Consider the following 21,143-nt stretch of genomic DNA (forward strand, 5'->3'; position numbering starts at 1 on the left):
CCGCACCTTCCGTATCGCCCGCACTGTCGAGAAACGCCCGCACCACCCGTACCACCCGAGCCTGCCAGCACACGCGGGCAGTGAATGGAGGACCCCAATGCACAGCCCGGAAGCGGTAGCGGAGAAGCTGCGCGCCCTGCTGGAGGACATAGTCGGCGGCGCCGTGCCGCTGGACGAGCCGGGTGCCCGCACGGTGCCGCTGTGGAACCTCGGCCTGACCTCGACCGGCTTCATGCGCCTGCTCGACGCCATCGACGAGACGTTCGGCGTCGAGTGGGACCTGTTGGACTCGGTCGACGCCGTCTCCTCGTTCGACAACCTGGTGGCGCACATCGCCGCCGAGCCCGACACCCGCGCGGCCGTCCGCGAGGGAGCCGACCAGTGAGCCGGCGCACCATGGCGCTGGCCACCGCGCCGGCGGAGGCCGCGCGCCGCCACCCAGGCGCCTCCCTCTACCTGGACCGCCCGCTCGACCTGTTCCCGGCCGCCGGCACCGAGCTGAGCTTCGTGGACTTCCGCGACCGCGTCGACCAGGCCGCGGGCCTGCTCGCCGCCGCCGGGGTCGGCTCCGGCGGCCGGGTCGTCATCGTCAAGCGGCCCAACTTCGACGTGCCGCTGCTCGCCTTCGCGTGCGCCCGTATCGGCGCCGTGCCCGTGCTGGTGCACGACGCGGTCGGGGCGGCCTCGCTGGGCGCTCTGGTGCGTACCGCCGAACCGGTCGCGATCGTCACCGACGCCGCCGTCGAGGCCGGCGGCACCCTGGCCGAGGTGGCCGCCGACGCCGCGCCCCGCTGGTACGTCGGCGACGCCGGAGCCCACGGCCGCTCGCTCGGCGACCTCGACCCCGCGCCACTGCCCGCCCTTGCCGTACCGCCTCAGGACTCGCCGCAGTTGGTCACGCACAGCTCCGGCACCACCGGGGTGCCCAAGCTGGTGGTGCACTCCGTCAAGAGCTTCGCCGGGCACGCCAAGCCACAGGTCATGATCGGCCGGGTGCTGCGCGTCAACGACCCGCTGCTGATGTGCCTGTCGCCGGTGCACGCGCGCAGCATGTCCGGCATGCTCGCCATCCTCGCCCTCGGCGTGCCGCTGGGCTTCATGGTCGACCCGGAGCCGGCCAACGCCGCCGCCATGATGGCCCGGGTCCGCCCCGGCCTCCTGGAGACCGTGCCCAACGTGTTCATCCGCTGGGAGGAGGTGGCCGAGGAGCGGCCCGAACTCTTCGCGGGCGTACGGATGTTCCTCAGCTCCTTCGACGCCGCGCACCCCAGGACCATCAACACGCTGCTGCGGGTCGCCAAGCCGAAGGCCCGTTACCTCCAGGCGTACGGCCAGTCCGAGACCGGCCCCGTCACCGTCAAGCTGCACAGGCTCGGCGGCGGCTGCGAGGACGGCCGTTGCGTGGGCAAGCCGGTCTTCGGGCACACCAGGATCCGCATCAGCGACGAGGACGGCGACACCGACCTCGGCAAGCAGACCCCCGGCGCGATCTTCGCCCGCTCCGGCGGCATCACCCCCAGCTACATCGGCTACCCCGACCAGCGGAAGAACGGCTGGTGGGCGATGGGGGACTACGGGATGGTCAGCAAGAAGGGCTGCCTGCACCTGTACGACCGGCTGGTGGACCGCGCCAGCGGCGTGGACAGCTTGCTGGCCACCGAGGACCACATCCTGGAGAGCATCCCGCAGCTCACCGAGGCCGTGCTGATCCCGGTCGAGGACGGGCTGCCGGTGCCGCTGGTGTGCACGCGCGGCGACCTGCCGCTCGACCCGGTGGCCTGGGCGGCGGCGACCAAGGAACTGCCGCCGCTGGCGGACCCGGTGCACTGCCGCTGGGACGACATCCCGCACACCGCCACCTGGAAGGTCAAGCGACTCGAGGTCGCGCGCCGGCTCGCCGCCGGCGAGCTGACCCGGCTCGCGGAACGGTAAACGGCGACAAGGAGCCCGGAAGATGACGACCGACCACCGGAACGCGGCGGGCGACCCGCCGGCCTCGCGGCTCGAGGCCATGAAGCGCGGCGTGGAGAAGATGATCCCGGTGCCCACCGGGCACCGGGACCCCAGGCTCGGCGTGGAGGAGGCGGCCCACCAACTCGGCTGCGACACGGGCCTGGTGGAGCAGCTCGTGGCGGCCGGCTTCCCGGCCGAGGAGACGCCGGACGGCCCGCGGTTCGACTACCACGACGTGATGAACCTGGGCCTGCAGTCGGGCACCGGCCGGTCGGTGGCCGAACTCGGCGAGCGCTCCTGCATGCGGCTGGCCACGGGCAAGCCGGAGAGCTGGACGGCGACCCGCAACTGGCGCGTGCGGCTCGCCGCCACCGTCGAGGGGTCGCCCGAGTCCGTGGTCGCCCCGCTGCCCCCGGCGCCCAAGGTGCTCGGCGGCGAACTCGTCGACTGGCGGGTGGACGTCGACGGCCCCGGCACCGCCGAGGCCCGCCTGACCACCCGGGGCCTGGTGGACAGCCCGCGCACCGACGCCGTGCGCGACATCCACGACCAGCTCCTGGACGAACTGGCCACCGGCGTCTACCAGTACGGCTGGATCCCCGGCACGCTGCGCGCCGAGCCGCGCACCGCGCTCGCCCACCGGATGGCCGACTGCGTGGTCTCCGCCTGGCTGATGCGCGAGCGCGCCGAGGAGGCCGGCCTGCGCGCCCGCACCCGCAAGGGGTTCCTGCTCGGCCTCATCGGCGTCGAGCACGCCTGGACCGAGGTGTACGAGGAGGGGCGCTGGCTGGTGCTCGACCCGGTGCTCGCCTATCTCGGCGGACGCCAGCGCAATACCGCCCCGGAGTTCGCCGACTTCTGCCGAGGTTCCATTCACAACCGCGTACTCGCCTGGGACCGAACGGCCGAAGAGACACTGGCCGATCACGTCTCTGCCAATGGCGAGCGAATTCTGGTCGACTGCCGCCCGCTGCCACTGGCCGACTGATCTGATCATCTCCGACACACCCTCGTCGGAACCGAATCGGCCGGTTCCGAAAGCTCCACACTGGAGGATCTGATGTTCAACAAGCTGGCAGCGCTGGCGACCGGACGCAGAAAGCTGGTGCTCATCCTGTGCCTGCTTTTCTGCGTGGTCGCCGGAGGGCTCGGCGGCAGCGTTTCGAGCAAGCTGTCGTCGGGCGGGTACGAGGTGCCGGACGCGGAATCGACCAAGGCGAGCAAGGCGCTGACCGACCGCTTCGGCACCGGCGAGCCCAACCTGGTGCTGCTGGTGAAGACCCCACAGGGCGCGGACCAGGCACAGACCGCGCGCAAGGGCGCCGAACTGACCAGGAAGCTCAGTGAGGAGCCCGGCGTCCAGTCGGCCGGCTCCTACTGGACACTGGGCAAGGACCCCTCGCTGCGCAGTGAGAAGTCCGACTCCGCGCTCGTCCTGGCCCACCTGGAGGGCGACGAGGACGAGGTGGAGGACAACCTGGAGAAGCTGCTCCCGCACTACGAGGACGGCTTCGAGGGGCTGGACGTCCTCTTCGGCGGCCGGGCCGAGGCGTACCGCGAGCTGAACGTCCAGACGCAGGACGACCTGCTGCTCGCGGAAACCATCGCGCTGCCCATCACCCTGATTCTGCTGATTCTGGTCTTCCGTGGCGTCATCGCCGCCCTGTTGCCGCTCGCGCTCGGAATTGTCTCCATCATCGGCGCCATGCTGGTGTTGCAGATACTCGTCTCGTTCACCGACGTCTCGGTGTTCGCGATGAATATGACAACGGGGCTCGGACTCGGACTCGGTATCGACTACAGCCTCTTTGTCGTCAGCCGATACCGCGAGGAACTCGGAAAGGGCGCGACCGTCGAGGAAGCGGTCGCCACGAGCGTCAAGACCGCCGGGCGTACGGTGCTCTACTCGGCCATCACCGTCATTCTGTCGCTTTCCGCCCTGCTGTTGTTCCCCATGTACTTCCTGCGGTCCTTCGCCTACTCCGGCATCGCCGTCGTGGCCTTCGCCGCGCTCTCCACCCTGGTGATGCTGCCGGCGCTGCTGGCCGTCATCGGGCCGCGCATCAACAAGTGGTCGTGGACCAAGCAGCGGACCAGGTCGGTCGAGGACGGCTTCTGGCACAAGGTCGCGACCAAGGTGATGCGTCGCCCGGTCCCCTTCGCCTCCGGCGTCATCGTCGTACTCCTGGTGCTCGGCGGCCCGTTCCTCGGCATCAGCTTCAACCTCGCCGACGAGCGCGCGCTGCCCAAGGACGCCGAGGCGCACCGGGTCAACACCACGCTCTCGCAGGACTACACGGCCCGCGAGATGGAGCCGGTCATGGTCGTCGCCGAGGGCCTTGGCGACCCGAGTGCCAGGACGGCCGAGATCGGCGACTACGCCAGCGCGCTGTCCCAACTCGACAACGTCGCCCGGGTGGACGCGCTGACCGGCTCGTACGCCGAGGGCCGCCAGGTCAGCCGGGCCACCAGGGAGTCAGCCCGGTACGCGGGCGAGGACGGCACCTGGCTGTCGGTGGTGCCCAGCGTCGGCTCCTACAGCGACGAGGGCCAGGACGTGGTGCGCGACGTCCGCGCCACCAACGCGCCCTTCGACGTCAAGGTGGGCGGCACCGGGCCCGCGTTCCGCGACACCATGGACTCGCTCGGCGACCGGCTGCCGTACAGCATCGCGCTGATCGCCGTCTCCACCTTCGTCCTGCTCTTCCTGCTCACCGGCAGCGTCCTGGTGCCCGTCAAGGCGCTGGTGCTCAACCTGCTCAGCCTGACGGCCACCTTCGGCGCCATGGTCTGGATCTTCCAGGACGGGCACCTGCAGTGGCTGGTGGGTGACTTCACGGTCACCGGCGGCATCGTGGCCACCACGCCGATCATGATGTTCTGCGTGGCGTTCGGCCTCTCCATGGACTACGAGGTCTTCCTCCTCTCACGGATCAAGGAGGAGTACGACCTGACCGGCGACAACACCCGCTCCGTCGCCCTCGGCCTGGAGCGCACCGGCGGCATCGTCACCGCCGCCGCCGTGCTCGTGGCGACGGTCTTCCTGTCCTTCGTCGTCTCCGGCATCACGTACATGAAGATCCTGGGCCTGGGCATGGCGCTGGCCGTGATCATGGACGCGACCCTGGTGCGTGGCGTGCTCGTGCCGGCCTTCATGCGGCTGGCCGGCAAGTGGAACTGGTGGGCCCCCGGCCCGCTGGCCAGCCTCCACCAGCGCTTCGGGCTCAGGGAGGGCGGCGAGGCCGCCCCCGCCCCGGCCCCGGCGCGCAGGGACTCGGAGGTCGGCGGCTAGCCCACGGCGCCCACGCGCACCCGAGCGGCGGCGGGGCCCACGCCACGGCCCACGGCCCCGCCGCCCACCTCGGTGTACGACGGCGCCCGCCGCCGCGGCGCCGACATCGCGCACCACCCGGCGCCCGCACCACCCGCACCACCCGCACACCACGAGGGGAAGCCGAAGCCGTGACCGACCAGCTCACACCGGGTCACCGACTGCCGCTGGAGCCCAACGTCCTGCCGGAGACGGCCGACCCCGTCGCCCGCGCCACACCCGGCGTCGCCGGCCGGGAGGCCCCCTGATGTGGATGGCGCACTTCGTCCGCCGCCACCGCCAGCAGCGCCCCGACGCGCTGGCGGTGGTCGCCGGCGCGCGCGAGCTGACCTGGCGCGAACTGGACGCCCGCACCGACGCGCTGGCCAGCGCGCTGCTCGACCGGGGCGTACGGCGCGGCGAGCGGATCGCGGTCAGCTCGCCGAACCGCGCCGAGGTCCTTGAGCTGTACGTCGCGGCGGCCAAGGCGGGCGTCATCGTCTGCCCCGTCAACCACACCTTCCCCGGGCCCGAGGTCGCGTACGCCATCGACACCGTGGAGCCGGTGGGCGTCTTCGCCGAGCGGTCCGTGCTCGACCGGCACGGTGAGGTGTTCGGCGACGGCTGGCGGGTGACGCTGGGCTCGCCCGCGTACGAGGCGATGGCCACCGGGCCGGTGCGCGTGCTGCCGCTGCCCCGGCAGGACGACATCCACGCCATCCTGCACACCTCGGCCACCACGGGCCGGGCCAAGGGCGTGACGGTCACCCACCGCTCCCTGTCCGCCTGTTACACCGGCATGGCCGCCGAGCTGGGCTTCGGCCCGCACGACGTCATGGTCCACCCGTGCCCGCTCTTCCACGGCAGCGTGGTCATCGGCCTCGCCCTGCTGGCCGCGGGCGGCACCCTCGTCCTGGAGCCCGGGTTCACCCCGGAGCGCTTCCTGGCCGACGTGGCCCGGCACCGCGCCACCCGCGCCTTCCTGGTGCCCGCCATGGTCCGCGCCGTGCTGCGCGAGGCGTCCTTCGACGCGGCGGGGCTGGCCACCCTCACCGAGGTGATGTGCGGCGGCGCGCCGATCCCCGACGAGGTGTTGCGGGAGGCCCTTGAGCGCCTCCCGTGCCCGGTGCGCAACGTCTACGGCATCACCGAGGGCGGCGGGCCCGTCGCCGCCATGCTCTTCGACCGCGCCCAGGTGACCGGTGGCGCCGGCGTCGCCGACGCCACCGCCGAGCTGCGGCTGCGCTCGGCGGGGCGGATGCTGCCCGGCTGCCACATCGAGGTCCACGACCGCGCGGGCCACCGGGTGCCGCCCGGCGAGATCGGCGAGCTGTGCGTGCGCGGCGACGGGCGGATGCTCGGCTACTGGGGCGAGGAGGCCGCGACGGCCGAGGTGCTGCGCGACGGCTGGCTGCGCACCGGCGACGCCGCGTACGCCGACCCGGACGGCTACCTCTACCTCGTCGACCGGCTCCGGGACGTCATCGACCGGGGCGGCCGGCACGTCTACCCGGCCGAGGTCGAGCGGGTGCTCGCGGCCCAGCCGGGGGTGGCGGACGTGGCCGTGGTGGGCGAGGCGTGCGCGGAGTGGGGCGAGGTGCCCGTCGCGTTCGTCGCCGTGGCCGAGCCGGCGCCCAGCGCGTCCACCCTGCTCGCCGCCTGCGTCGCCGAACTGGCCGGCTACAAGCGCCCGGCGCGCGTCGTGTTCGTCCCCGAGGTGCCCCGCAGCACCGCGGGCAAGGTGCTGCGCCGGGTACTGCGCGCCCAGCTCGGCCAGCCGGCCACCAGCGCCCCGGGCACGGCCGACCAGCCCACCGGGGCCCGGACCGCGACCACCGGGGCCCTGCCCACCGGCGCGCCGAGCGCCGAACCCCGGGCAACCGACACGCCGACCGCCGACGTCCAGGCCACGGACGCCCAGGCGACCGACGCTCAGGCCACGGACACCCAGGCCACGGGCGTGGAGGCAACCCGTCCGGCGCCGGGCGGCGAGCCGCTCACCGGCCCGGACGGGGGCGCGCCGGGCGCCCGACCGAGCGGTGCCGACGCCGCTTCGACCAGCACACAGGCGCCGACCGACGGCGCCGCACAGGACACCAGCGGGAGTGGCGAGGCGGACCTTCCGCCCGCTACCCCGGCCAAGGGGGTATGAGGACGATGCGAGTTGCATGCGTGGGAGCGGGTCCCGGCGGGTTGATGCTCGCCCTGTTGCTGCGCCGGCTCGGCGACCACGAGGTGGACGTCTTCGAGCGCAGCCCGGCCGACGCCACGTTCGGCTTCGGCGTGGTCTTCTCCCGGCTGAGCCTGGCCCGGCTGCGGCAGGCCGCGCCCGACGTGGTCGCCGCCCTCCTCGACCAGGGCGCCCGCTGGGACGACGTGGAGGTACGCCGCGACGGCCACGCCGTGCGCTCCTCCGGGCACGGCTTCGCCGCCGTCGAGCGGCGCGCGCTGCTGCTGAGCCTGCAGAAGCTGGCCCGCGAGTCCGGCGCCCGACTGCACTACCGCACCGAGGCCGACGCCAGCGACCTCCTTGAGCGCTACGACGTGGTGGTCGCCGCCGACGGCGCCGGCAGCCGCACCCGCGCGGCCCACGCCACGCGGTGGGGCGCCCGCCAGGTCACCGGCGAGAGCCGGTACGCGTGGTTCGGCGTGGAGCGCGCCTTCGACGCGATGACCTTCCTGTTCGCCGACGGCGGGCACGGCCCGGTCGGCGCGCACGTCTACCCGTACACCCGGGACAAGTCCACCTTCCTGGTGGAGATCAGCGCGGAGACCTTCCGGGCCGGTGGGTTCGTCGACGGGCACACCCAGCCGCCGGGGTGGAACGACGAGCAGGCCATGGAGTACTGCGCCAAGGTCTTCGCCGCCGACCTGGAGGGCGCGCGGCTGATCGGCAACGGGTCGCGTTGGTTGACGTTCTCGCACGTCGACGCCGACCGCTGGTCCCACGGCCGCCTCGTCGGCATCGGCGACGCCGTGCACACCGCGCACTTCTCCGTCGGCTCCGGCACCACCATGGCCCTGGAGGACGCCACCGAACTCGCCCGCCGCCTGCACGACGCCGCCGAGACCGGCCCCGACGCGCTGGAGGAGGCCCTGGTCGCGTACGAGAGGGCGCGCCGGCCGATCGTGGCCGGCATCCAGCGGGCGGCCTGGGCCAGCCGCCGGATGTGGGAGCACCAGGAGGACCACGCCGACCTGGACGTCGGCACGCTGATGCTGCGCCTGCTCAGCCGCAGCGGACAGTCCCCGGCCGACCTGCTGCTGCGCCTCGACAAGGGGCTCGCCGAGCGCTGCGGGCACGCGTGGACCCCCAGGCCCACCGAGCCGGTGCCCGCCCTGGTGCGCGCGGGCGAGCCGGCCGGAGCCGGCGACGCGGTGCTGGTGGGGACGGCGGACGAACCCGTCGCGCCGACGCCGCGCGCGGACACCGTCGTCGTCGAACTCGACGCGACGACGGGCTCGTTCGAGGCGTTCCTGAGCGACGCGCGGGCCCGCCTGCGGCAGGCGCGCGCGGCGGCGCCCGGCGCCCGGGTCGGCGTCCTGGTGCGCGCCACCGCGCCTGCCGAGGAACCGGTGGCCGCGGCCGTGGCGCGGGTGGCCGAACTGGTGCGGGCCGAGGCCGTGGACGTGGTCGCGGTGGCTCCGGGCGAGCGCGACGCGGCCGACAACCGGACCGCCCAGATGGCGCTGAGCGAACGCGTCCGCGCCGTCACCGGCGCCCGCACCGCCTACGTCTGCCCGCCGGCCGAACTCAGCCAGGGCTGGACCCACGTGCAGTCCGCCCGCGCGGACCTCCTCTGGACCACCACCGCGTGACCCGGTGATCGACACGGGGTGCCCGCGCGGCACCCGGGCTTGAAAGGAGCCGGGAGATGACCCTGCTGGAAGCCGCCGAGCCGCCCGCCGTCCGGGCGGCGGAGACCACGCGGTGGACCACGCCGGCCGGCGTGCGGGTGGTGCGCACCACCGAGCACGTCGGCAGCGCCACGGCCACCCGCGGCGTCCTGGAGGACGCGCTGTGCGAACGCCGCGGGCTGCTCCAGTTCCGGGACGGTGACCGGGCCGTCGGCTACCTCGACCCGCCCGTCGAGGTCACCGCGTCCGGCGCCCAGGTCACCTTCCGTGCCCTCAACGACCGGGGCGGGCTGCTGCTCCCGGTGCTCGGCGCGCTCCTGGACGGGGTGCCCTCGCTCACCGGGATCAGCGGCCTCTCGGGAGCAGGGGGCACCGCGCGCGGCGGGGACAGCGTGCGGGTGCAGGGCGCGCCGCCGGCCGGGCTGTTCGCCGAGGAGGACCGCACCCGCCAGGTCGGCGTCTTCGCCGCCGTGCGGGCCCTGGTCGAGGGCATGGCCGGGCCCGACCCGCTGCTCGGCCTGTACGGCGCGTTCGGCTACGACCTGATCTTCCAGGTGGACCCGATGGAGCGGCACCAGCGGCGCGCGCCCGGCGACCGCGACATGGTGCTGCACCTGCCGGACGCGCTGTACGAACTCGACCTGCACAGCGACGAGGCGCTGCGGCACGCCTACGAGTTCCGGGTGCCGGGCGGCGGCACCGAGGGCCTTGAGCGCACCACCCCCGCCTGCCCGTTCACGCCCGGCCGGCGGCCGGCCAGGGAGCGGGACCTGGAGCCCGGCGAGTACGCCCGGGTGGTGGACGCGGCCATGCCGCTGTTCCGCTCCGGGGCCCTGTTCGAGGCCGTGCCCGGGCAGGTCTTCCGGCGCGCGGTCAGCGCCGGCCCGGCCCAGCTCTTCCGCCGGTTGCGGCACCGCAACCCGACCCCGCGCAACCTGCTGATGAACCTCGCCGAGGGCGAGTTCCTGGTCGGCGCGTCACCGGAGGTGTTCGTCCGGGTCCGCCGCGACACGGGCGCCGACGGGACGCGCACCCTGGTCGAGTCGTCACCGATCAGCGGCACCATCCGGCGCGGCGGCAACGCCCTGGAGGACGCCGAGCACATCCGTACCCTGCTCAACTCGGCCAAGGACGAGAACGAGCTGACCATGTGCACCGACGTGGACCGCAACGACAAGTCCCGGGTGTGCGTGCCGGGCACCGTACGCGTCACCGCCCGGCGCCGCATCGAGATGTACTCCAGCCTCATCCACACCGTCGACCACGTCGAGGGCGAACTGCGCCCGGGCCTGGACGCGTTGGACGCCCTGATGGCCCATCTGTGGGCGGTCACCGTGACCGGGGCGCCCAAGCTGGCCGCCGTCGAGTTCATCGAGCGGCACGAGCGCTCGCCGCGCCGCTGGTACGGCGGCGCCGTCGGCCGGGTCGGCTTCGACGGCGGCCTGGAGACGGTGCTCACGTTGCGCACCATCGAGCTGCGCGACGGCGTGGCCACCGTGCGGGTGGGCGCCACGCTGCTGCACGACTCGCGGCCCGAGGACGAGGAGCAGGAGACCGAACTCAAGGCCAGGACGCTGCTCGAGGTGCTGGAGGACAGCGTCGACCGGCCGGCCGCCGGCCGGCTGCACGTACGCGAGGCGCCGGGCGAGGGGCGCAGCGTGCTCATCGTCGACCACCGCGACTCCTTCGTGCACTGCCTGGCGGGGTACTTCCGCGAGACCGGAGCCCAGGTGGACACCTACCGCAGCGGCGGCCACCTGCGCCTGTTGGAGGAGCGGCGGCCCGACCTGGTGGTGCTCTCGCCGGGGCCCGGCACCCCCTCCGACTTCGCCACCGCCGCCACCATCGCCGAGGCCGAACGCCTGGCCATCCCCGCCTTCGGGGTCTGCCTGGGACTCCAGGGCCTGGTCGAGTACTTCGGCGGGCGCCTGGCCACGCTGCCCGCGCCCGTGCACGGCAAGCGCTCGCGCATCCTGCGCACCACCACCGACTCCCTCCTCCTGGACGGGCTGCCCCCGGCCTTCGAAGCGGGCCGCTACCACTCGCTGTACGCGGTGCCCGAGCTGCTGCCCGAACAGCTCAAGGTCACCGCGACCACGGAGGAGGGGCGGGTCGCGATGGCCGTGGAGATGCCCGAACGCGGCTTCGCGGCCGTGCAGTTCCACCCGGAGTCGATCCTGACCGTCGCCGGGCACACGGGCCGGACCGTCATCGGCAACGCCGTGACCCACCTGATGCGCCGGGCGCCGCACAGGGCCGGCCGGTGAACGGCCCAGTGAGCCCCGCCCGCCGGCGGCGCCCACCGACAGCGCCAGCCCACTGAACCCGCCAGCCCCACCGGCACCCTCCCCCCAACAGTCAGCACCACCCCCACCGTCACCTCACCACCACCTACCGCCACCTCTACCGGCAGGACGGACGCGCATGACCTCCAGGCAGCAAGCCGTGTGCGTAGTAGGCGCGGGGCCACGTGGCCTCTCCGTGCTAGAGCGCCTGTGCGCCGCCGCGCGCGGGACCAGCCGCGACACCCGGCTCCACATCCACCTCGTCGACCCCTACCCGCCCGGGCCCGGCCGCGTCTGGCGCGTCGACCAGTCCCGGCAGTTGCTCATGAACACCGTCGCGGGACAGATATCCCTGTTCACCGACGACAGCGTCGAGCTCCAGGGCCCCCTCGAACCGGGCCCGAGCCTCTACCAGTGGGCCCAGGCGCTGCTGGCCCCGGGCGGCGCCGCCGACTGCGGCGACCCGGCCTACCGCGACGTCACCCTCGCCGAGGCGCGTGAGCTGGGTCCCGACTCGTACCCCACCCGCGCCTTCTACGGCCAGTACCTGACCTGGGTCTTCGACCGGATCGTCGCCGGCGCCCCGGCCCATGTGCACCTCACCACGCACGCCGCCCGGGCCGTCGCCCTGGACGACGCGCGGGCGCGGCCGGGGCACGAGGTGCCGCTCCAGCGGGTGACGCTGTCCGACGGCACCGTGCTGGACGGGCTGGACGCCGTGGTACTCGCCCTGGGCCACCTGCCCGCCGACGCCGGCGCGGGGGAGCGCGCGATCGCCGAGCAGGCCAGCGCCCACGGACTCGGCTACCTGCCGCCGGCCAACCCGGCCGACGTCGACCTGAGCGCGATCGGCGCCGGCGAACCGGTGCTGCTGCGCGGCCTCGGGCTGAACTTCTTCGACTACCAGGCCCTGCTGACCGCCGGCCGCGGCGGCGTCTTCGAGCGCGTGACCGGCCGCCTGGTCTACCGGCCGTCGGGCCGCGAGCCGCGCCTGTACGCCGGCTCCCGCCGCGGCATCCCGTACCAGGCGCGCGGCGAGAACCAGAAGGGCCCGCACGGCCGGCACGAGCCGCTGCTGCTCACCCCCGAGAAGATCGCGGAGCTGCACCGCAGGCCCGAGGACAGCCCGGGCGTGGACTTCCGCGCCGAGGTGTGGCCGCTGGTCGCCAAGGAGGCCGAGACGGTCTACTACAGCGCCCTGCTGACCAGCCGCGACCGGGCCGCCGACGTCGAGGCGTTCCGCAAGGAGTACCTGGACCGGCCCTGGAACAGCGCTGAGGAGTCCCGGGTGCTCGACGCGTACGGGATATCCGGGGCCGACCGCTGGGACTGGGACGGCCTCGCCCACCCCTACCGCGACCAGGAGTTCGGCGGCCCGGACCACTTCGAGCGCTGGCTCGTGGACCACCTGCGGGAGGACGTCGCACAGGCCCGCCAGGGCAACGTCAGCGGCCCGCACAAGGCTGCCCTCGACGTGCTGCGCGACCTGCGCAACGAGATCCGGCTCGTGGTGGACCACGGCGGGCTGCACGGCGACAGCCACCGCGAACACCTGGACCGCTGGTACACCCCGCTCAACGCCTACCTGTCCATCGGCCCGCCCGCCCGGCGCACCGAGGAGATGGTGGCGCTGATCGAGGCCGGCGTGCTGCGCGTGATCGGCCCCGACCTGCGCGTGGACGTCACCGAGGACGGCTACCGCGCCTGGTCCCCGTACGTCCCGGACTCGACGGTGCGCGCGCGGTTCCTCATCGAGGCCCGGCTGCCCGACATCACGCTGCGCCGCACCGGCGACGCGCTGCTGCGCCACCTCCAGGCCAGCGGGCAGTGCCGCGCGCACCGCGTCGCCACCCGGGACGGCGGCTGGTACGAGACCGACGGCCTGGCCGTCACCGCCCGCCCGTTCCACCTCCTGGACGCCGCCGACCGCCCGCACCCGCGCCGCTTCGCCTTCGGCGTGCCCACCGAGGCCGTGCACTGGGTCACCGCCGCCGGCATCAGACCGGGTGTGGGATCGGTGACCCTCACCGACTCCGACGCCATCGCCCTGGCCGCCCTGGCCTGCGGCGCCGCCACCGCCCCCGACCCGGAGCCGGCCCGCACCGAGAGCGCGGCATGAGCGCGCCCGGGCCGCCGGCCCACAGCCCACCCGGCCACCCGGCCTGACGTACCCCACCCACCCACGAAGGCCCACGAAGGGACGCGAGTAACGAGATGACAGCCCACCGCGGTGAACCCGCCGGGTCGTTGGACGCGGGACTGCTGTCCCCGGTCAGAGCGGCCACGCCCGTCGAAGCGGAGGTCGACGACCAGGCGTGGCTGCGCGCCATGATCGAGGCGGAGGTCGCCCTGGCCCGCGCCCAGGCCCGGCTGGGCACGGTCCCGGCCCAGGCGGCGGAGGTCATCGCCGCCGTCGGCGCCGACGCGGAACTCGACCTGGTGGCCCTGGCGCACGCGGCCCGGGAGACCGCCAACCCGGTCGTCGGCTTCGTACAGGCGCTGACCGTGGCCGTGGCCGACCGGGACGCGCTGGCGGCCGACTACGTCCACCGCGGCTCCACCAGCCAGGACGTGCTGGACACCGCGGCCATGCTGGTCACCCGGCGGGCCGTGCGGCTGATCCTGGCCGACCTGGACCGCTGCCGGGTCGCTCTGGAGCGGCTGGCCCGCGACCACCGGGACACCCCGATGGCCGGCCGCACCCTCACCCTGCACGCGGTCCCGACCACGTTCGGGCTCAAGGCGGCCGGCTGGCTCGACCTGGTCCGCCAGGCCACCCACCGCCTCCAGACGCTGGCCGACACGCTGCCGGTGGAGCTAGGCGGCGCCGCCGGCACGCTGGCCGGCTACCTGGAGTACGCGGGCCACGGGGACACCGGGGACGGCGCCGCCCGGGAGCGGCGGCGGGCCGAGGCCGCCGCGTACGGCGAGGCCCTGACCGCCGCGTACGCCGAGGAACTGGGCCTGGCCGTACCGCTGTTGCCCTGGCACGTGCTGCGCACCCCGCTGGCGGACGTCGCGGCGGCCACCTCGTTCCTGGCCGGCGCGCTCGGCAAGATCGCCGTGGACGTGCAGTCGCTGGCCCGCACCGAGGTCGGCGAGGTCAGCGAGCCGGGGCCGGCCGGGCGCGGCGCGTCGTCGGCCATGCCGCACAAGCGCAACCCCGTGCTGGCCACCCTGATCCGCTCGGCCGCCCTGCAACTGCCGCAGTTGGCAGCCGGGTTGTACGGCTGCATGCTCACCGAGGACGAGCGCTCCGGCGGCGCCTGGCACGCCGAGTGGCAGCCGCTGCGCGAGTGCCTGCGGCTGGCCGGCGGCGCCGCGCACACCGCCGCCGAACTCCTGACGGGCCTTGAGCCGCACCCGGAGCGGATGCGCGCCAACCTCGACCTGACCGACGGGCAGATCGTCTCCGAGCGCCTCGCCGCCGTACTCACCCCGCACCTGGGCAAGGCGCGGGCCAAGGCCGTGCTCGGCGCGGCGGCCCGTACCGCCGCCGAGCGCGGAAGCGGGCTGGGCGCGGTCCTCGCCGAACTGCCCGACGTCACCGCCCACCTCGACCAGGAGGAGATCAACGAGCTGCTCGACCCCGCCCGCTACACCGGGGCGGCGTCGGCCCTCACCGATCGGGCCCTACGCGCCTGAGCCGGTCACCACCGACACACCGAGCCGGCCACGCGCCGGGCCACTAGGGAGCACCACACCATGACCCCCACACACCAACGAACTTCCCGCCTGCCCTCGCTGACCGGCATGCGCTTCATCGCGGCGCTGATGGTCTTCGCCTTCCACGTCGCCTGGGAGCGCTTCTTCCGCGATCCCGAGGTGCAGGGCGACTACGCCGACGTCGTGAACAAGGCCGGCTGGATCGGCGTCTCGTTCTTCTTCGTGCTCAGCGGGTTCGTCCTCGCCTGGTCGCGCCGCGAGGGCGAGCGCGCGCCCGGGTTCTGGCGTCGGCGGATCGCCAAGGTCTACCCCGGGCACCTCGTGACCGCCCTGGTGGCCTTCTGGCTGATCTCGCGCACCGACGGGATGCTGGCCGCGGCGGGCACGGTCGACGCGGACGAGGCGATCACCAACCTGTCGCTGATCCACTCCTGGTGGCCCGAGTACGACGTGTTCCTCAGCGGCAACGCCGTCAGTTGGTCGCTGGCCTGCGAACTCTTCTTCTACCTGGCCTTTCCCGTGCTGTGGATGGGCGTCTCCCGCATCCGCGCCTCGCACCTGTGGCCCGCCGCCGTGGTCGTGACCGCCGCGATCATCTGCGTGCCGCTGGTGGCCAAGCTGGTCACCGAGGACCCGGTGATGATGCTGCCCGACGGCACCGCGAGCCTTAAGCAGTACTGGTGCGTCTACATCTTCCCGCCGGTGCGCGCGCTGGAGTTCGTGCTCGGCATGCTGCTGGCCCGGGTGGTGGCCGAGGGCAGGTGGTTCCGGATGCCGCTGGTCGTGCCGATCGCGCTGTTCGGCGTCGGCTACTACCTGGCCGCGCGAGAGGTCCCGTACCTCTACAGCCTGGTGGCCGCCACCATCATCCCGATCGCGCTGCTGATCCCGGCCGCCGCCGACGCCGACATCCGCGGCGGGGGCAGTTGGTTCGCCAGCCGGCCGATGGTCTGGCTCGGCGAGCGCTCGTTCGCCTTCTACCTGGTGCACTTGCTGGTCCTGCTGTACGGGCACGACTGGCTGGGGCGCGGCAAGAACTGGGAGACCGGCCAGGCCGTCCTCGTCATCATCGGCTTCCTGCTGGTCAGCCTGGCGCTGTCGGCCGTGCTGTACGAGGTGGTCGAGAAGCCCGGCATGCGCTACCTCAGCGGCTCCCGGTCGACACGGCCGGCCCCGGGCAGCGGCGGCGCCGCGCGGGCGGCGGGCGTGGTCCCCGGCACGCCGGAACCCTCCGCCTCGGCCGCTGCCACGCCGGACTCCGCCGAGCGGGCCCGTACCGAGCGGCCGAGTGGCGACAGCGACGAGCGGGTGCCGAGCAAGACCTGAACCGGTCGCGGTCGGTCGACACCTGCATGACGGCTTCCTGGGGGCGGCCCGCGCTCGCGGCGGGCCGCCCCGACCCGGTGCCCGCGAGGTGTCAGTCCGCGGCCCGGGAGACCAGGGTCAGGTAGACGGTGACCACGTGCTCGCCCTGGTCGGTGCCCACCTCGCCGCGCAGGTCCACCACGTCGTTGCCGGCCAGCGCCTTGATGCCGTCCACGTGCACGACCACGGTCAGCCGGTCGCCGGCGTAGATGGGCCGGCTGTACTCGAAGCGCTGGTCACGGTGGACCACGCGGCTGTAGTCGAGGCCGAGTTCGGGGTCGTGCACCACCTGGTCCGTGGCGCGCTGGGCGAGGGTGAAGATGAACGTCGGCGGGGCGATCACGTCGGCGTGCCCGTGCTCCCGCGCCGCCTGGGGATCGGTGAAGACGGGGTTCGTGTCCCCCACGGCCGTCGCGAACTCGCGGATCTTCTCGCGGCCCACCTCATAAGGAGCGGTGGGCGGATAAACCCGTCCGACGTAAGAGGTGTCGAGAGGCATGCGGTGCTCCTAGCACGTGAAACTACGGATATCTTGCGGATAGTGAGCGCGGCAGAACTGGCGGCACGGTAGGCGGCCGGAAACGAAAGCGTCGGCTACCCGGCGCCCACTGTCCGGGCGCGATCGGCGGTACGTGCGCGCCCCTCGCGAACCGAGCGGAACAAGGCCCCCCGTTTCGCCTCGCGCGGTCAGTCGCTGCCGCTCCTCCCGGTAATTCCCGGGCCGATGAGAGACCTTGGCGGCAACCCTCCGCATTCTGCCACGGAACCACGCCCGGGGGACTGCGAAAGAGACCACACCGACGCGGCGGCAGAGCGCTCCCACCACCCGGCGAGCGGAATTGCGCCCGCGCCGAACTGGCGGCCACCGACCGACCAATTGCGCCATGAAACCATCTGCCCCGCAGCCGCCCCCACCTCCGGCCCGCCACCCGACCACCACCCCGCCCGCCCCGCTCGTACGCCCGCCCCGCCCCGCTCCGTACGCCCCGCCACCGCCCCGGCCCGGGACCCGAACCGGAAACGGAGGGAACTGCCGCCGGGGCACGGGACTCTCTACAGGTGTGTCCTCACTCTCCCCCTCCACCCAGGCTGACCCGTCCACGGCGCTGACCGGGCACATGATCGTGTCCGGCGACGACGCCCTGGCTCACCGGCTCGCGGCCGAGTTGCGCGGCGTCTACGGGGAGCGGGTGACGCTCGTGGTGCCGCCCGTGCGGGAGGTCGCGGGGCGGCCCGCGCGGGGACGGGCCGTCGGGCGCGCCACGGCGCTGTTCGGGCGCGTGAGCGCCGCGATGGCCCGCGCGACCGCCACCGGGAACGGCGCCGACCCCGCGCCGGGCGCCGCCGACGACGCGCCAACGATCCTGGAGGCGGCGGAGCTTGACGAGGGCGTGCTCATCGAGGCGGGCGTGCGGCGGGCCGCCGCGCTCGCCCTGGTCCACGATGACGACGAGGCCAACATCCGGGCCGCGCTCGCCGCCCGCCGCCTCAGCCCCCACCTGCGCCTGGTGATCCGCCTGTACAACCGCAAGCTCGGCCAGCGGCTGGAGGAACTCCTCGACCAGGCGGCGGCCGTCGTCGGCCCGGGGAGCGCCGGCGGCGCGGGAGCCGCGCCGGAGGCGGTCACCACCGTGCTCTCCGACGCCGACACCGCCGCCCCCGCGCTCGCGGCCACCGCCATCGCCGGGACCAGCAAGGTCGTCCAGGCGGACGGGCTGATGTTGCGCGTGGTCGAGCGCGCCCCGGCGTCCGGCGGCGCGGACGCCGACCGTGGGCTCGGCGTCCTCGCGCTGCTCTCCTCGACCGTGGGCGACCCGGCCGGCTCCGACGGCTCCGACAGCAGCGGCGACGAGGGGCCGAGGCTGCTGCCCGACGAGGCCACGGTGCGGGCCGCGACGGGCCGCCGCAGGCTGGTCCTCGAAGCCGTCTCGCACGACGTGCCCGCCCACTCCTCGCGCCGCGTCGGCGGGCGCCGGGCGCCGCTGGCCGCGCTGCTGCCCACCCGGCTGCGCTGGTCGATCGCGGGGGTGAGCGCCGCGGTGCTCGCACTGGCCGTGACCTCCTAGCTGACCACCGGCGACCACCCGCTGCACGCCGCGTACCTGACGCTGCTCGACCTGTTCGCCATGGGCGACCCGGCGGTGGGGGAGCGCACCAGCCGACAGGCGATGCAACTGCTGACGGGGCTGATCGGGCTGCTGTTGCTGCCGGTCATGGTCGCCGCCGCGCTGGAGGCGTTCGGCACCTTCCGTACCGCGTCCGCGCTCCGCCGCCCGCCGCGCGGCCTCTCGGGCCACGTCGTGCTGCTGGGCCTCGGCAAGATCGGTACGCGGGTGCTGGTCAGGCTGCGGGAGTTGGACATCCCGGTGGTCTGCGTGGAGAACGACCCGGAGGCCCGGGGCATCGCGCTGGCCCGCCGCCTGCGGGTGCCCGTGGTGCTCGGCGACGTCACACAGGAGGGCGTCCTTGAGGCGGCCAAGATCCACCGCGCCCACGCGCTGTTGGCCCTGACCAGCGCGGACATCACCAACCTGGAGGCCGCGCTGTACGCCCGCTCGGTCCACCCCGGCGTACGCGTCGCGCTGCGGCTGTACGACGACGACTTCGCCACCGCCGTCTACCGCACCCTGCGGGCCGCCCACCCACAGGCCCTCACCCGCAGCCGCAGCGTCTCCTCGCTGGCCGCGCCCGCCTTCGCCGGCGCCATGATGGGCCGTCAGGTGCTCGGCGCCTTCTCGGTGGAGCGCAAGGTGCTGCTGGTGGCAGCCGTCGAGGTGGCGGGCCACCCGCAACTCGCGGGGCGCACCGTCGAGCGGGCGTTCCGGGCCGGGGCCTGGCGGGTGCTCGCGCTGGACACCTCGGCCCCCGGCGACCGGTCGGCCGACCTCAGCGCGGCCCTGCCACCCGACGGCGCGTCCGGCGCGGAGGCCCCCCGCCGCCTGGTGTGGGACCTGGACCCGGCGTACGAACTGCGCGCCGCCGACCGCGTCGTCCTGGTCGCCACCCGCCGCGGCCTGGCCGAACTCCTGGGCCGCCCGCAGGCGCGCCGCGCCGAATAGCGCGCCGCCCCCGTTTCTTCCCCACCTTTTCGCGCCGCGAGCGGCCCGTACGTTTCACGCGTTTCTCACGGCCCGCACCACCACCGCGTCACCGCCCCACGAGGTTCGGGAATGGGGGCAGTTGGCGAGCGACCGTCGCATCGCGGCGGTTCCACCGGGAGAGAAATCCCCACCCCTGCCCGCCTCACGCCACCGGAGGAAATCGACCACCGAGGCAGCGCGAAATGCGCGACGTACGGCCCGCGCGTACGGCACCGAAAGGGCGAGGACGGGCAGTGCGACGGCGAGGTGAAAGGCGCCGGAAACCGGCGGCGACCGCCTCGCGAAAGAAGGCAGATGACCCGCGTGACGCGCCCGTGGGCGATTTCCCCGCTCAGTACCCCGCCACTTTTTCCGGGCCCCCGCCCGCCCGTACCGCAGCCTGGAACCACCGCCCCGCGCCGCCGAGTGGCCACCACCCGCCAGGGCGGAAGCGGGCGGTCCGCGGCGGCCCGGGCCCGTGGGGGCGTCCCGGGCGCCGGGATGGCCTGCGGGACGCCTTCTCGGCGCGGCGGAAGGACGATAGGTTTCCGGTCCTATGGAACTGGAGTTGCGTCACCTGCGCACGTTGGTGACGATCGCGGACACCGGCAGTCTGACCAGGGCCGCTGCCACCCTCCTGCTCTCCCAGCCCGCGGTCTCCACCCAGCTCAAACGCATCGAGGCGGCGCTGGGGCGCCCCGTGTTCGTCCGCGAGGCCACGGGCGTGCGGCCGACGCGCTTCGGGGACGAGGTGCTCGCGCACGCGCGCAACGCCGTCGCCAGCGCCGACCGCATCCGCGAGAGCAAGCGCATCGCGGCGACCGAGGCGGTCACGGTACGGCTCGGCGGCTCGCCCGGGCCGGTCTTCTCGCACCTGGCGACCAAGCTGTCCGGCCTGATCGACGCGCCGGTGGTCTCGCACCAGTTCCCCTCCGCCTCCTGGGCGTTGGACCGCCTGGCGGGCGACCAGCTCGACGTCGCCGCCATCACCGACGTACCCGGCTACGAGTCCAGACCCCAGGCCGGCATCGTGCACGCGGTGATCGGCATCGAGCCCGCGCTGGTGCTGCTGCCGCACGGACACCCACTGGCCGAGGAGGAGCGGGTGGACCTCGCGGACCTGGCCGACGAGAGCTGGACCATGTCGCCCCTGGAGCGTGACGGGGGCGACCGCGCGGCGTTCATCGCCACCTGTAGGGCGGCCGGGTTCACGCCCCGTATCGACCACGACATCGTCGACGCCGGGACCGCCTTCGACCTGGTGATCCAGGGGGCCGCGATCGCCCTGGCGCAGGGCGGGGTGCGGATGCGCGAGGGAACGGTCGCCAAGCGGCTGACCGGCGATCCGATACGGGTGCGCCACGTGCTGGCCTGGCGGGACCCCGGGCGGCTCGCCGACTGCCAGCAGACGCTGGTCACGGCCGCCGAGGAGGGCTTCGCCAGCCGACGGCGCGCGACGGACCTGGAGTGAGGGCGGGCGCGCGGGGTGCGAGAGCGCGCGCCGGCGCCCTTGGGCCAGCGGCCGACAGGCGTGTGAGACCACGGCTGCCGGCCGCTGGAGTCTTGCGTGGGGGGTGGCTGCGCCGGTCCCGGAACCCGGCGACCGGCACGGGCCGGGCCACCGCT

At 74.1% G+C, this 21,143-nt stretch carries 12 protein-coding genes and 1 pseudogene; 12 read left to right on the forward strand and 1 reads right to left on the reverse strand.

Going from position 1 to position 21,143, the window contains the following annotated elements; genetic code table 11:
• Window positions 1-97: 97 nt before the first annotated feature.
• The 10 genes from OYE22_RS24560 (at window position 98) to OYE22_RS24605 (ending at window position 16,398) form a co-directional block, all read left to right on the forward strand.
• On the forward strand, window positions 98-385 hold the full coding sequence (locus OYE22_RS24560; protein ID WP_176161471.1) for a phosphopantetheine-binding protein: 288 nt from the start codon (window positions 98-100) through the stop codon (window positions 383-385).
• Window positions 382-1,932: a class I adenylate-forming enzyme family protein gene (locus OYE22_RS24565; protein WP_277322414.1), complete on the forward strand. Its 1,551-nt coding sequence runs from the start codon at window positions 382-384 to the stop codon at window positions 1,930-1,932. The genes OYE22_RS24560 and OYE22_RS24565 overlap by 4 nt, the downstream gene beginning before the upstream one ends.
• Window positions 1,933-1,954: 22 nt before the next feature.
• Window positions 1,955-2,941 carry a transglutaminase domain-containing protein gene (locus OYE22_RS24570; RefSeq protein WP_277322415.1) on the forward strand — a complete coding sequence of 329 codons (987 nt, stop codon included), beginning with the start codon at window positions 1,955-1,957 and terminating at the stop codon, window positions 2,939-2,941.
• A 72-nt stretch (window positions 2,942-3,013) separates the two neighbouring features.
• Window positions 3,014-5,245 carry an MMPL family transporter gene (locus tag OYE22_RS24575; RefSeq protein WP_277322416.1) on the forward strand — a complete coding sequence of 744 codons (2,232 nt, stop codon included), beginning with the start codon at window positions 3,014-3,016 and terminating at the stop codon, window positions 5,243-5,245.
• 292 nt (window positions 5,246-5,537) lie between these two features.
• Complete coding sequence (locus OYE22_RS24580; RefSeq protein WP_277322417.1) at window positions 5,538-7,415, forward strand: AMP-binding protein; 1,878 nt, start codon at window positions 5,538-5,540, stop codon at window positions 7,413-7,415.
• 5 nt (window positions 7,416-7,420) lie between these two features.
• Window positions 7,421-9,082 (forward strand): FAD-dependent monooxygenase, encoded by a 1,662-nt coding sequence (locus tag OYE22_RS24585; RefSeq protein WP_277322418.1) that lies wholly within the window; start codon window positions 7,421-7,423, stop codon window positions 9,080-9,082.
• 56 nt (window positions 9,083-9,138) lie between these two features.
• A complete protein-coding gene (locus tag OYE22_RS24590) occupies window positions 9,139-11,388 on the forward strand; it encodes an anthranilate synthase component I (RefSeq protein ID WP_277322419.1) in 2,250 nt (749 codons plus the stop codon).
• A 157-nt stretch (window positions 11,389-11,545) separates the two neighbouring features.
• Entirely contained in the window at window positions 11,546-13,525 is a 1,980-nt protein-coding gene (locus tag OYE22_RS24595; protein ID WP_277322420.1) for an FAD/NAD(P)-binding protein, read from the forward strand.
• 95 nt (window positions 13,526-13,620) lie between these two features.
• Complete coding sequence (pcaB, locus tag OYE22_RS24600) at window positions 13,621-15,051, forward strand: 3-carboxy-cis,cis-muconate cycloisomerase (protein ID WP_277322421.1); 1,431 nt, start codon at window positions 13,621-13,623, stop codon at window positions 15,049-15,051.
• Between the two features lie 60 nt (window positions 15,052-15,111).
• A complete protein-coding gene (locus OYE22_RS24605) occupies window positions 15,112-16,398 on the forward strand; it encodes an acyltransferase (protein ID WP_277322422.1) in 1,287 nt (428 codons plus the stop codon).
• 91 nt (window positions 16,399-16,489) lie between these two features.
• On the opposite strand, the gene OYE22_RS24610 is transcribed toward OYE22_RS24605, so the two are convergent.
• Entirely contained in the window at window positions 16,490-16,936 is a 447-nt protein-coding gene (locus OYE22_RS24610) for a MaoC family dehydratase N-terminal domain-containing protein (protein WP_277322423.1), read from the reverse strand.
• Between the two features lie 619 nt (window positions 16,937-17,555).
• Here OYE22_RS24610 and OYE22_RS24615 point away from each other — a divergent pair.
• Both OYE22_RS24615 and OYE22_RS24620 read left to right on the forward strand, forming a co-directional pair.
• Window positions 17,556-19,496: pseudogene (locus tag OYE22_RS24615) on the forward strand (NAD-binding protein).
• A gap of 577 nt (window positions 19,497-20,073) precedes the next feature.
• Window positions 20,074-20,988, forward strand: a complete 915-nt coding sequence (locus OYE22_RS24620; RefSeq protein ID WP_277322424.1) for a LysR family transcriptional regulator — start codon at window positions 20,074-20,076, stop codon at window positions 20,986-20,988.
• The last annotated feature ends 155 nt before the right edge of the window (window positions 20,989-21,143 follow it).

The sequence above is a fragment of the Streptomyces sp. 71268 genome, from assembly GCF_029392895.1.
Lineage (GTDB): Bacteria > Actinomycetota > Actinomycetes > Streptomycetales > Streptomycetaceae > Streptomyces.

What these genes read in the sequence shown, in the direction of transcription:
- OYE22_RS24590 (WP_277322419.1), top strand. Translation starts at nt 9,139, where the DNA reads ATGACCCTGCTGGAAGCCGCCGAGCCGCCCGCCGTCCGGGCGGCGGAG.
- OYE22_RS24585 (WP_277322418.1), top strand. Translation starts at nt 7,421, where the DNA reads ATGCGAGTTGCATGCGTGGGAGCGGGTCCCGGCGGGTTGATGCTCGCC.
- OYE22_RS24620 (WP_277322424.1), top strand. Translation starts at nt 20,074, where the DNA reads ATGGAACTGGAGTTGCGTCACCTGCGCACGTTGGTGACGATCGCGGAC.
- OYE22_RS24570 (WP_277322415.1), top strand. Translation starts at nt 1,955, where the DNA reads ATGACGACCGACCACCGGAACGCGGCGGGCGACCCGCCGGCCTCGCGG.
- OYE22_RS24560 (WP_176161471.1), top strand. Translation starts at nt 98, where the DNA reads ATGCACAGCCCGGAAGCGGTAGCGGAGAAGCTGCGCGCCCTGCTGGAG.
- OYE22_RS24580 (WP_277322417.1), top strand. Translation starts at nt 5,538, where the DNA reads ATGGCGCACTTCGTCCGCCGCCACCGCCAGCAGCGCCCCGACGCGCTG.
- OYE22_RS24610 (WP_277322423.1), bottom strand. Translation starts at nt 16,936, where the DNA reads ATGCCTCTCGACACCTCTTACGTCGGACGGGTTTATCCGCCCACCGCT.
- OYE22_RS24575 (WP_277322416.1), top strand. Translation starts at nt 3,014, where the DNA reads ATGTTCAACAAGCTGGCAGCGCTGGCGACCGGACGCAGAAAGCTGGTG.
- pcaB (WP_277322421.1), top strand. Translation starts at nt 13,621, where the DNA reads ATGACAGCCCACCGCGGTGAACCCGCCGGGTCGTTGGACGCGGGACTG.
- OYE22_RS24605 (WP_277322422.1), top strand. Translation starts at nt 15,112, where the DNA reads ATGACCCCCACACACCAACGAACTTCCCGCCTGCCCTCGCTGACCGGC.
- OYE22_RS24595 (WP_277322420.1), top strand. Translation starts at nt 11,546, where the DNA reads ATGACCTCCAGGCAGCAAGCCGTGTGCGTAGTAGGCGCGGGGCCACGT.